The 11,441-nt window shown below is 55.4% G+C and carries 9 protein-coding genes, 2 tRNA genes and 1 other RNA gene; 5 read left to right on the top strand and 7 right to left on the bottom strand.

What is annotated here, in order from left to right; genetic code table 11:
• Nucleotides 1-290: 290 nt before the first annotated feature.
• From M3089_RS04755 to M3089_RS04745, 3 genes are all read right to left on the bottom strand, one after another.
• Nucleotides 291-743 carry a GNAT family N-acetyltransferase gene (locus M3089_RS04755; RefSeq protein ID WP_249082030.1) on the bottom strand — a complete coding sequence of 151 codons (453 nt, stop codon included), beginning with the start codon at nt 741-743 and terminating at the stop codon, nt 291-293.
• A 99-nt stretch (nt 744-842) separates the two neighbouring features.
• A tRNA-Ser gene (locus M3089_RS04750) sits at nt 843-927 on the bottom strand.
• A 123-nt stretch (nt 928-1,050) separates the two neighbouring features.
• A complete protein-coding gene (locus M3089_RS04745; protein ID WP_249082027.1) occupies nt 1,051-1,239 on the bottom strand; it encodes a hypothetical protein in 189 nt (62 codons plus the stop codon).
• A gap of 20 nt (nt 1,240-1,259) precedes the next feature.
• Between M3089_RS04745 and M3089_RS04740 the strand changes: the two genes are divergently transcribed.
• The 3 genes from M3089_RS04740 to M3089_RS04730 all read left to right on the top strand — a co-directional run bounded on the left by M3089_RS04740 (nt 1,260) and on the right by M3089_RS04730 (nt 7,065).
• Nucleotides 1,260-1,637: a hypothetical protein gene (locus M3089_RS04740; protein ID WP_249082026.1), complete on the top strand. Its 378-nt coding sequence runs from the start codon at nt 1,260-1,262 to the stop codon at nt 1,635-1,637.
• A 48-nt stretch (nt 1,638-1,685) separates the two neighbouring features.
• Nucleotides 1,686-4,226 (top strand): leucine-rich repeat domain-containing protein, encoded by a 2,541-nt coding sequence (locus M3089_RS04735; RefSeq protein WP_249082024.1) that lies wholly within the window; start codon nt 1,686-1,688, stop codon nt 4,224-4,226.
• A 289-nt stretch (nt 4,227-4,515) separates the two neighbouring features.
• Nucleotides 4,516-7,065 carry an endonuclease MutS2 gene (locus M3089_RS04730; RefSeq protein ID WP_249082022.1) on the top strand — a complete coding sequence of 850 codons (2,550 nt, stop codon included), beginning with the start codon at nt 4,516-4,518 and terminating at the stop codon, nt 7,063-7,065.
• 133 nt (nt 7,066-7,198) lie between these two features.
• Here M3089_RS04730 and M3089_RS04725 read toward each other — a convergent pair whose 3' ends face one another.
• The 4 genes from M3089_RS04725 to ffs all read right to left on the bottom strand — a co-directional run bounded on the left by M3089_RS04725 (nt 7,199) and on the right by ffs (nt 9,740).
• The gene (locus tag M3089_RS04725) at nt 7,199-7,957 is read right to left on the bottom strand and encodes a YaaA family protein (protein ID WP_205108632.1); all 759 of its coding nucleotides are present in this window, start codon (nt 7,955-7,957) and stop codon (nt 7,199-7,201) included.
• A gap of 10 nt (nt 7,958-7,967) precedes the next feature.
• Nucleotides 7,968-9,230: a DUF362 domain-containing protein gene (locus tag M3089_RS04720; protein ID WP_249082020.1), complete on the bottom strand. Its 1,263-nt coding sequence runs from the start codon at nt 9,228-9,230 to the stop codon at nt 7,968-7,970.
• 336 nt (nt 9,231-9,566) lie between these two features.
• Nucleotides 9,567-9,640, bottom strand: a tRNA-Thr gene (locus M3089_RS04715).
• Nucleotide 9,641: 1 nt separating this feature from the next.
• An RNA gene (gene ffs, locus M3089_RS04710) (signal recognition particle sRNA small type) lies at nt 9,642-9,740 on the bottom strand.
• Nucleotides 9,741-9,884: 144 nt separating this feature from the next.
• Here ffs and M3089_RS04705 point away from each other — a divergent pair.
• Both M3089_RS04705 and M3089_RS04700 read left to right on the top strand, forming a co-directional pair.
• Nucleotides 9,885-10,448, top strand: a complete 564-nt coding sequence (locus tag M3089_RS04705; protein ID WP_249082019.1) for a DUF4199 domain-containing protein — start codon at nt 9,885-9,887, stop codon at nt 10,446-10,448.
• Nucleotides 10,449-10,460: 12 nt separating this feature from the next.
• The gene (locus M3089_RS04700; RefSeq protein WP_205108626.1) at nt 10,461-11,438 is read left to right on the top strand and encodes a glycosyltransferase family 2 protein; all 978 of its coding nucleotides are present in this window, start codon (nt 10,461-10,463) and stop codon (nt 11,436-11,438) included.
• Nucleotides 11,439-11,441 lie beyond the last annotated feature (3 nt).

Raw genomic sequence — 11,441 nt, 5'->3', positions numbered from 1 at the left:
GTCCAGACATTGGTATTGCAACATCAACACAACCGAGACAACAAGTCAAACGACTTGAAATGGCAAGTGGGCATATAGCCCAACAAGGCCGGTAAACATATTCCGCCCCCGCATAGATGCTCACCAAACGTGGGCCCGGCATACCTTATCCGCAGCCGGACGAGGGCGGCGCATCATCAACCTATGCACATTTTCCACAACCAATAGCGCGCCGTGACAGCGCTTGGCCCACAAACGCCAAGCACCACGAAGCCCGGACGATGGCTGCGCAGGGTGCCGCGTAGTCGGCGTCAGCAAAGGCTCTTACGGAAATAAAGCATGTCTGTAAGCACCTTTCCGTCTTCAACGATGGTGTGATCGTAGTTGTCGGTGAAGAAACCTGCCACCGAATGGGAGTACTCAAAACCGCAACTCCTGTAGAACGAAACCGTGGTCACACTGTCGCCGGTGCCAACCATCATTGTGCCAAAGCGGCAAGCATACAGCCGGCAAAGGTACCCTACCATATACTTGCCGTAGCCGCGCCTCTGGAAACACGGGGCTACGGCCAAGTTTTTCAGCTCGCACACACCGCCGCCCTCGTCGGTCACTACAGCCACACACACCACACGGCCGTCATCTGCACGCATCACAAACAGGTCGCCACGCGTCAAATAGCGGGCAATCATCGACTCCTGTTCGTCTGCCAGCAAAAGAAGCCCCATGTATCTGGCCTTGTCCTGCGTTTCAACTTCAATCTTCATGTCCTGCCGGTTTACATCCTTAAACATCCTTTCCAGCACTTTCATCATAAAAAAAGCCCTCAAGTGCTTGCGCACTCAAGGGCTTCCGATACTCTATTGCGGAGAGAGAGGGATTCGAACCCCCGGTACCTCTCGGTACGGTAGTTTTCAAGACTACTGTAATCGACCACTCTACCATCTCTCCAATTGTCACCTTTAACACTTTCCTCTGAAAGCGAGTGCAAAGGTACGGCATTTTTTTGAAACGGCCAAATTTTTCGTTGTGTTTTTTAATTTGCCCAAACAAAAAGACAAATATCGCCGCTTCTTAAATCACGATTGCGAGACTGCAGAGTTTGGGCAGTGCCCAGCCATTCTGCAAGATTAACAAATCAAGCCCCCAAACCCATGTTTTTGGCAAACGGCAAACGCAGCATTCATCGTCATAAATTATATCAAAACCACTTGTTTTATATTGTTTTTTAGTATCTTTATCGCAATTTTCAAGACTATTCATTACAATTTTAATATTTTTATATGAAAAAGATTTTATCATTACTAAGCCTTTTGCTTCCCGCAGTCGGCACCATAGCGCAAGACAGTTGGGTCAAGATTGGCACAAACATGCAGTACGGAGAGTCGTTCACTTTCAGTGCCGAGCCATGCGTAGGAGACACGTTGCTGGTAGACTTCGGCGATGGCAACCAAGTGAAAAAGGGCAGTAAAACCTATTGGGGCGCCAACGCAAACATCCAGGGCAAGCTCCTCGGCGACACAGTGCGCATCTACGGGGCGCTGAAAAGCCTTGAGGTAAACGAAGACGCAGCCAATTCGATGGCTTTCTACGGCCAGAAAACACTGAAAAGACTGAACGCCTCAAAAAACGAACTCACCTATGAGGGCACCGACCTCTGAGGCCTTGACAGCCTGACGCACCTCGACCTGAGCGACAACCAGATAAGCATGCTCAACCTGATGGCCTTCGAACAGCTTGAGAGTTTTTCCATAAACAACAACCCCACCCTGTCTACGGTGGTCTTTGCCGACAATAATGTGCTCAGCTCAATACACATGGACAACTGCGACATTGTGCATTTCTACGAGAAGAGCATGCCAAAGCTAAACTACCTGAGCATACAGAACGGCGACATGATGGACATAAACATAGGCGACTACTACCCGAAGCTCAACAACCTTGACCTCAGCGGGAACACCGGCATAGCCGAAATAGATGTATCGGGATGCCCCGAACTCGAAGAGTTGCACATGTCTTACACTATGGTGGAAAGCCTGAACCTCGTCAAAAACCCACGGCTGCGCTCTCTGTCGGTTGACCACACACGGCTCACAAAGCTGTCGCTTGAGAACAACACCGCCCTGCAAAACGTCAATGTGAGCAACACGGCAATAAAGAAACTCGACGTTAGCAAAATAAAAATGCTGAGAAACATCACCATAGACAGCACTGACATAGCCCGCCTTGACTTGACAGGCAAGATTTACCTTGCCAACGTGAGCGCCAAGAACACCCAAATAGAGTTCCTCGACATGCACGACGAGATAGGCTACAACGGCCTGAAAAGACTCGACCTGCGCAACAACGCAAGGATGACCGCACAGACTCTGAACTTCACCTTTGCCGCAATGCCGTCGCATGTGGGCGGTTCGCGCTGGACAAACGTGTTCATAGAGGGCATACCCGGAGCCGAAACATCAAACACGGCATTAATAACAGAAGACACTGACAACAATTACATGGTCGACGTAACGGGCGACAACACAGCCTCTATGGCGCCGGTAGCACTCACGATTGCCACGGCCGACAATGGCAGCGTGGCCCTTAAGCAAATGGGCGAAGACTTCCAGACATGGAATACTGTCACAACGACGGCCAAACCCGGCTACCCCATCTCTGTAGCAGCAACCCCGGCTGCCGGCTACAAGCTCGGCGGAATTGAGGTGAACGGCACACTTGTAGAAGACACCATCTTCGTTGTGTCAGCCGCATCAACCGTCAGGCCGGTGTTTGTTAGGGCATCCGCCCCCACCATCACACTCGAAGTTCTATGGGGCGAGCCTCAGCAGTATTTCCTGGCGGCCGACGAAGACGACACGCAAATTACCATAGACTGGGGCGACTGGCAACCCGTTGCATATACAATAGGAAAGAGTGCGACGTCGATAGCCAACGAAGACGGCACTTCGGGGGAAACAGTGACCATCAGCGGCAACGTGACTTATGCCGACTTCTCAAGCTATCCGTTTGTTGGAAACGAAAACGGAATCACAGGAATAGACGTCAGCAACAATGGCTCCCTGCGCACTCTAAAGACCTACATGAACGAGATTGGCACGCTTGACGTGAGCAACCAGCCCGACTTGGAGTTCCTCGACTGCTCCTATTGCGACCTCGAAGAGCTCAACGTGGCCGATTGCCCAAAGCTGACTACCCTCAACGCCTACGGCAACTATATCTGGTCCGTCGACCTCTCAAACCAGAAAGACCTTGTAAACATAGACCTCAAGGGCAACATGATTTCGGAAATGCACCTCGGCGCATGCGACAAAGTGGAGAAACTGAGCCTGCAAGGCAACAGCTTCACGGCAATAGACGTGACGGGCATGCCGCTACTGAAAGAGCTAAACGTGGCCCTCAACCAGCTTACCGAGCTCAACACCAGCAACAACAGCCAGCTTGAAGTTCTGTCGGCAAACGGCAACCAACTCACCAAACTCGACCTTAGCAACAACCCCAAGCTGCGTTCGCTGCTATTGAACGGCAACAAACTGGCAGGCCTCGACCTGAGAAACCAGAAAGAACTGTCGCTTATCTATGTCAGCGACAACGGTTGGGACGCATGCACCCTCAACGATTTCTACTATTCTCTCAACGAATGGAAAGAGGTGCAGAGCAGCTATGGCACTGGCAACACGCTATGGGTGGCCGACAACAATGCAACCAACAACAACGACGCCGAGCATTCTGAGACAACCATTGCCACGGCAAAGGGATGGCGAGTGAACAGCGACGGCGACGGAAGCGGCTGCAACCAGGCTTACGTAACCATACTCGACACCGAAAACGGAACTGTAAGGCTGTTCACGAACGACAACAACGAGGTGAGAAGCGGCGACAAGGTAGAGAAGAACAGCGTGCTTACGCTCCAGGCAACTCCCGACGAAGGATATGAGCTGTCGGCTGCAAAGGCCAACGGCAGAAGCATTGCCGACAACAAGTTCATTGTAATCAGGGCCACCGACGTGATGGTAAAATTCACCGTTACCACCTCTGTCAGCGGAGTGGCCGGCGGCAATGTCACGGTAGAGAGCGGCAACCATGAACTGATATTCACCGCCGCCACCGAGACCGAGGCAGCCATCTACACCCTCGACGGCTCACAAGTGTTCAGCGGCAAGGTAGCCGGAAAGTATGCGGTCAGCCTGCCTGCAGGCATCTACGCCGTGAGGATAGGCTCTACGACCAAGAAGATAATGGTCAAGTAACAGCTTGACTGCACCGGCTCATGCAATCCCTGCGGATGCAAATCGTTAATCCGCAGGGATTGTCCTTAACCATAAAACGATCATCAAAGCCGTGTCCAACCTTAATGTCACTGGCTCACAGCCCTACGGTAACGATGCAATGCCGAAAGCAACTACCGTTTTATCGGCAAATATATAGCCCACTGCCACATGCGTCACCCCCGTGCGGAGCAGGCTTGAACAGCAGTCCAAACACAAAAAACCGACAAGTTTGTTTTGCAGTGTCTGTCGTTTGCACTACCTTTGCACCATGATTTACCCCAAGAACTTTGAAACGAAGATAGGCTTCGACGAAATAAGGACGCTGCTAAAACAGCGTTGCCTCTGCCAGCTCGGACGCGAAATGGTAGACAACATGCAAGCCACCGACGACGCTGCCACCATAAACAAGTGGCTGCTGCAGGTGAAAGAGTTCAGGCGAATACAGGCCGGAGCCGAACAGATGCCACTGCAATATTTCTTTGACGTAAGGGAATGCGTGGCCCGCTTGCGGCTCGAAGGCACACACATCGAAGAAGACGAACTGTTCGACCTGCGCCGGTCGTTAGAGACTATCTGCGCCATTGTGAGTTTCCTCAACCGCCCCGATGGAACCGACGGCGACGGAGAGCCTGCATACGCCTACCCCGCCCTGCACCGGCTGGCCGACGGTGTGGCCACGTTTCCGCAACTAGTGCAGCGCATCGACCAGATTCTCGACAAGTTCGGGAAGATAAAAGACAGCGCATCGCCGGCGCTTCTCGAGATACGCCGCGAACTGGTCAGGACCGAAGGCAGCATTTCGCGCACACTCAACAGCATCCTGCGGGCAGCCCAGAGCGAGGGCCTCGTCGACCGCGACGCCAGCGCCACCATGCGCGACGGACGCCTGGTCATACCTGTTGCGCCCGGCCTGAAACGCAAGATACGCGGTATTGTGCACGACGAGTCGGCCACCGGAAAGACAGTCTACATCGAACCGGCCGAAGTGGTGGAGGCCAACAACCGAGTGAGGGAGCTCGAAGCCGAAGAGAGACGCGAGATAATACGCATCCTTACCGACTTCGCCAAGCTTGTCAGGCCCCATGTACCCGAGCTCATCGACTCCTACATGTTTCTTGCGGCCATCGACCTCATCAACGCCAAGGCCGCACTGGCCGACATGACCAACGCCATCGAGCCTGAAGCCGGCAGCCAACCTCACATCGACTGGATAAGGGCCATACACCCGTTGCTGGCGCTATCGCTGGCCAAACAGGGCAAACAGGTGGTTCCACTCGACATCATGCTCACCCACGACAAGCGCATACTGCTCATATCGGGCCCCAACGCAGGCGGAAAGTCGGTGTGCCTTAAGACTGTAGGCCTGTTGCAGTACATGCTGCAATGCGGCCTGCCAATACCTGTCGACGGCCGTTCCAAGGTCGGACTGTTCCAAAACATCATGATAGACATTGGCGACGAACAGAGCATAGAGAACGACCTCAGCACCTATTCGAGCCACCTCACCAACATGAAGCACATGATGCGCCAGGCCAACGAGCGCACGCTGCTGCTCATCGACGAGTTCGGCAGCGGCACGGAGCCACAAATCGGCGGGGCGATAGCCGAAGCCGTGCTCAAGCAATTCTGCGCAAAAGGAGCCTACGGGGTGATAACCACCCACTACCAGAACCTGAAGCACTTTGCCGACTCTCACGAAGGGGTGGCCAACGGGGCCATGCTCTACGACCGCCACGAGATGCGCGCCCTGTTCCAACTGGCCATAGGGCAACCCGGAAGCTCGTTTGCCATAGAGATAGCTCGCAAGACGGGCATACCCGAAGAGGTGATACGCGACGCCTCCGAGATAGTGGGCTCCGACTACATCCAGAGCGACAAGTACCTGCAAGACATCGTTCGCGACAAGCGTTACTGGGAAGGCAAGCGCCAGACCATACACCAGCACGAGAAGACACTCGAGCAACGCATTGCCCGCTACGAAGCCGACATAAAGGAACTTGAGCAAAGCCGCAAGGACATACTGCGCCGGGCAAAGGAGCAGGCCGAGGAGTTGCTGCGCGAAAGCAACAAGAAGATTGAGAACACCATACGCGAAATACGCGAGAGCCAGGCCGAGAAGGAGGAGACGAAACGCATACGCGAAGAGCTGAATGCGTTTAAACAGGAAGTGAACGACATAGACACCAAGGCCAACGACGAGCTGATAGCCAAGAAGATACGCCAGATACAGGAGCGGAAGGAGCGAAAGGAAAAGCGCAAACGCGACAAGGCGGCCGGCGAGGAGCAGCGCAAGAAAGACGCCGAGGCTGCCAAGGCTGCCGCTGCCAAGGCTGCCGCGGGTGCGGCAACCATATCGAAAGGCGACACGGTAAGGATAAAAGGGCTCACGTCTGTGGGCAAGGTCGAGGCAGTCGACGGCAAGATGGCCACTGTGATATTCGGCGACATGCGCACCAAGATGCGTGCCGACAGGCTTGAGCACGCCGATGCGCCAAAGCAAGACAGCGCCCAGTACACCCCGGCGGCCAACGCCAGCCGCAGCACGCGCGAAGCCATCGACCAGCGTAAGCTCAACTTCAGGCAAGACCTTGACGTGAGAGGGATGCGCGGCGACGAGGCCCTCAACGCCGTGACCTACTTCATCGACGACGCGATACTTGTGGGCATGAGCCGCGTAAGGATTCTCCACGGCACCGGGTCGGGCATATTGAGGCAACTCATACGCCAGTATCTGGCCACCGTGCCCAACGTCACCGCCTTCAGGGATGAGCACGTACAGTTTGGCGGAGCCGGCATAACAGTGGTCGACATAGGTTGAACGGTCTACGGAAATGCAACAAAGCCGCCGCCTGGGGCACACCCCTCACGCAATGCAAGAGCGCATACCGTGGGTGAGTGAACCTCGGGCGGCGGCTTTGTTGTCCTACAAACGCCGGTCTTGGCGGGCGCGTCTAAGCCAAGGCGAAAACCGGGCTGCCTGGCGTGCTTTCCGACTCAAGCCAACCGAACCCCTCGAAATCAAATCCACGAAGCCCTTCGGCGCCGTCCAGGCGGTTGCATAAGGCATAGCGGGTCATGGCTCCGCGGCACATCTTGGCATACACCACCACCGTCTTGAGCCGCCCCTCGCGCTGCACAAAAAACTCCGGGCGCACCACAGTGAGCTCGCGAGCCACCCTGCGCCAGTCGAAAAGGCGGCGCATCTCGCTGCTCGCCAAGTCGACCAACACACCGTCGTCGGCCTTTACCGAGTCGATGAGCACATCGGTGAGCACCGGTTTCCAATAGTCAAACATGCTCACCCCGTTGGCCGGCAGCACCACCCCGCCCTCCAACCTGTATGGCTTTATCACGTCCATGGGCCTCAGCAGCCCGTAGAGAAACGACGTTATCCACAGGTGTCGCTGCGCAAAGTCGCAGTCGGCCGGGCTGAAGCTGCCGGCATCGAGATACTTGAAGACAATGCCCGAGTATGCCATCACAGCCTGCAGACCGCCGTCGCCATCGGCAAACCTAACATAGCGCAGTCGGTTTTCGCGCGCTATCTGCGCGTTGCATCCCAACACTCCACACAGTTCTTCCTCTGTATACCCCATCAGCTGCATCACGTTGGCGGCGGCCCTGTCGGCAAACAGCGGCTCGGAGCGCAACGGGAGCTCCGTCGGGCATGTGCTGCGCATATCCTTGGCGCATCCTATCATTATCTGCATGTCAGTAGCGTCAAAGTTTCTTATACACCAGGTCGAGCTTCGTGTACTTGCGCTCCTGGGGGTTATTCCAGTGCTCCATCAGCCCCAGGGGGCCGTCGAGCGGCTTGCCGTCTTGCTCCGGGTCATACTTGGTGCCGCTCACCGGTGCCGGTATGGTGGCCGCCTCGCGCAGGTATTCGTCGCAGTAGTTGAAGCTGCCGAACTCCGGCCACTCGCCGATTAGCATGTCCATGCCCACGGCGTCACACGCCAGCGGGTCTTGCGAGGCTATGATAGAGCAGCACCAGTCGCCGTTGAACGGTGGCTTCTGCCACTTCGGGTTGGGCTTCCCGTTCACGTCGCGCGAGCCGTAAGTGCCATCTATGATGTAGAGCAGGCACTTCTGGCCCAGGTCCTTGTGCCCTATGAAGTCTACAAACGTCTTGTATCCCGGCTTGCCATGCTTCTTGTCGGCACTGAAATTGTTGTGAGCGTTCTTCCGCCACTGCAGGTTTATGTCGGTGGCCCCATACCAGTTCTTGGCCGTCAGCGTCACGCCCGGGCCCTTGTGGGTCTTCAGCAGCGCGCTGTTGATGAGGTAGTCGGCGTCAACGATGCACTTGGCCAATCCCCGGGCCAGCCGCCCGTTGTCTGCCGAATACCTTATCCTGTCGCTGTAATACTCGCACTTCACGCGGCCGTCGCCCCCGATGTTGTCGACGAAAGCCACGCCGGGAAACTCCCTGTGGCACTTGTCGTAAATGCTGTCGGTGATGGCCCGGCTCGGCTCGCACACCGTTATGTCCGACGGCCTGACGCCGGCGTCGCCCACAAGGCTGCGCAACAGGGCGAGCGTGACAAAGGGCGACGAGTTGAGCTCGATGGTGTCACGGTGGCCGGTGGCGTTGTTCATGTTAAGCTTTATGGCTATCTTCTCGCCCTCGCGGTAGCCGTGAGCCCCGCGCCCTCGGGTTTTGTTGAAGTTTGAAAACAGGGCCTGCCACGCTTTCTTGGCAGACTTCTCGCCTGTGAGCTGCACCAGGGCCTCGCGCACCATGGCGTCGGCCTTGGCCTGGTCGTTCCACCGGTCTTCCACCCACAGCCCTGTCTCGCCGTCCCACGAGGCCACTCCGGGGCTGTGAATCCATGCCACGCGCCCCGGATGGATGCCAACGCCACGGCCAAGCGGCTCGTTGGGGCCTACGAAAAGCCGTGGCTGCGACGCTACCTGTGGGCACGCCACTGCCGTGAAAAGCAGAAAAGCTGCAATACGAAAATAATTTCCAAATATCATTTTATTATAAATAATGTATAAAACATGCACATAAACACTTAGCCGTCACTGCTGCCCCAATGCCATCAAACAATGGTAGCCGGCAACAGCCGCCCCCGGCGCAACAGCACGACCGGCAAGGGCCATCTGCAAAGGTACGAAATATCCGGATAACAACGGCAACCTCCATGCACAAAAAGTGTGAAAGGCTTTCGCCGACATAGCCATCCGCGGCAACTGCCTGGCTGCCGACACATTGCGTCGGCGGTAGTTTTGCGACTCAAAAACAGGCACAAAAAAACCACCCGCAACTGTGGCAGGCTGCCACAAAGCTGCGGGTGGGATAAAAAACGGTTGAGCCTCTTGTCGGATTCGAACCAACGACCCCGAGATTACAAATCACGTGCTCTGGCCAACTGAGCTAAAGAGGCGGGTGGGCAAGCTACTTGCATCGCGCCGCTACAACCAACTACCTTTGCTACGTTCCCGTCCTGGAGGATTCGAAGGGAGCTGGCCGTGCAAGACTTGCCCATTTAAAAGCGGGTACAAAGGTACGCATTTTTTGGCATTACACAAACTTTTATCACAAAAAAAATCAAAAAAGGCCTCACCACACCGTCTTATCTGTGATAAAATGAGTACTTTTGCACCCGATAAAGATTAAGGACCAAGAATATGACTCCCGAAGAATACACACAGCTGAAGGCATTCGCCCGCGTCGACGGGGCCTACCTCGGCGTGGCATGGATAATCAGTTTCGCATTTTACATCTGCGGGCTCTCGTCGCCATTGCTCGGGCTCCTCGGCACGCTCATTGCCGTGCTGTCGCCCGTGTTCGCGGCCATACGCCTCGGAAAATTCCGCGACAACGCCCGCGACGGCATCATATCGTTCCGCAGGGCCATGGCTTACTACATACTGATGTTCCTCTATGCCTCGCTGCTGCTTGCCCTGGCGCAGTTTGTCTACTTCGCCTACATCGACGGCGGCTACCTCGTAAGCACATACTCGGCCGTCATGGCCACGCCCGAAGCCGAGGCAATGCTCAAGGCTTACGGCATAAGCACGCAGCAAATGCAGGAAAGCATCAGCGCGCTCGCACAAACAGAACCCATCTACATAGTGCTCAACATACTCAGCATGAACGTGACAGTGGGCATCATTCTGAGCCTGCCGGCCGCAGCCATCATGAAAAGGGCCGCGCGCCCGGGCAGCCACGGGCAACAAACAAACAGCTAACAACGAAACAACATGGACATATCTGTCGTAGTACCATTATTCAACGAGGAAGAATCGCTTCCTGAACTCTTCGCCTGGATTGAGAGGGTGATGAAGGCAAACAACTTCACCTACGAGGTGATATTTGTCAACGACGGCTCCACCGACCATTCATGGGAGGTGATAGAACGGCTCAGCCGCCAGTCGGAATGCGTCAAGGGAATCAAATTCAGGCGCAACTACGGCAAGAGCCCGGCACTGCACTGCGGGTTCGCACAGGCCCAGGGAGACGTGGTCATCACCATGGACGCCGACATGCAAGACTCGCCCGACGAGATACCCGGGCTGTACAAGATGATCAAGACCGACGGCTACGACCTCGTGTCGGGGTACAAGAAGAAACGCTACGACCCGCTGTCGAAGACCATCCCCACAAAGCTGTTCAACGCAACGGCGCGCAAGATAAGCGGCATAAAGAACCTTCACGACTTCAACTGCGGGCTCAAGGCTTACAGGAAAGACGTGGTCAAGAACATCGAGGTGTACGGCGAGATGCACCGTTACATACCCTATCTGGCCAAGAACGCCGGGTTCAACAAGATTGGAGAGAAGGTGGTGAAGCACAGGGCCCGCAAGTACGGCAAGACAAAGTTCGGCCTCAACCGCTTCTTCAACGGCTATCTCGACCTCATCACGCTGTGGTTCCTGAGCAGCTTCGGCCGCAAGCCCATGCACGTGTTCGGGTTTCTCGGCTCGATAATGTTCATGATAGGCTTTGTCTCGGCCGCAATACTCGGCATCGACAAGCTATGCGCCCTGGCCAACGGCGTGCAGCAGCGCCTGGTGACCGACTCGCCGTATTTCTACATCTCACTGACAATGATGATGATTGGCACCCAACTGTTTCTTGCGGGATTTCTCGGCGACCTCATCAGCCGCAACTCAACCAACCGAAACGAATACCAGATTGAAGAGGAAATAAGGTGCGAAGACAACAGGAAAAACAACTAAGCC

Source organism: Marseilla massiliensis, assembly GCF_023336985.1.
GTDB classification, from domain to species: Bacteria; Bacteroidota; Bacteroidia; order Bacteroidales; family Bacteroidaceae; genus Prevotella; species Prevotella intestinigallinarum.
The sequence above is the reverse complement of the archived record's forward strand: the minus strand, read 5'-3'. Positions and strand labels throughout refer to the sequence as shown.

Excerpts from the sequence above, each read along its gene's own strand:
- M3089_RS04755 (WP_249082030.1), bottom strand. The coding sequence starts at position 743 with ATGAAGATTGAAGTTGAAACGCAGGACAAGGCCAGATACATGGGGCTT.
- M3089_RS04745 (WP_249082027.1), bottom strand. The coding sequence starts at position 1,239 with ATGAATAGTCTTGAAAATTGCGATAAAGATACTAAAAAACAATATAAA.
- M3089_RS04740 (WP_249082026.1), top strand. The coding sequence starts at position 1,260 with ATGAAAAAGATTTTATCATTACTAAGCCTTTTGCTTCCCGCAGTCGGC.
- M3089_RS04735 (WP_249082024.1), top strand. The coding sequence starts at position 1,686 with ATGCTCAACCTGATGGCCTTCGAACAGCTTGAGAGTTTTTCCATAAAC.
- M3089_RS04730 (WP_249082022.1), top strand. The coding sequence starts at position 4,516 with ATGATTTACCCCAAGAACTTTGAAACGAAGATAGGCTTCGACGAAATA.
- M3089_RS04725 (WP_205108632.1), bottom strand. The coding sequence starts at position 7,957 with ATGCAGATAATGATAGGATGCGCCAAGGATATGCGCAGCACATGCCCG.
- M3089_RS04720 (WP_249082020.1), bottom strand. The coding sequence starts at position 9,230 with ATGATATTTGGAAATTATTTTCGTATTGCAGCTTTTCTGCTTTTCACG.
- M3089_RS04705 (WP_249082019.1), top strand. The coding sequence starts at position 9,885 with ATGACTCCCGAAGAATACACACAGCTGAAGGCATTCGCCCGCGTCGAC.
- M3089_RS04700 (WP_205108626.1), top strand. The coding sequence starts at position 10,461 with ATGGACATATCTGTCGTAGTACCATTATTCAACGAGGAAGAATCGCTT.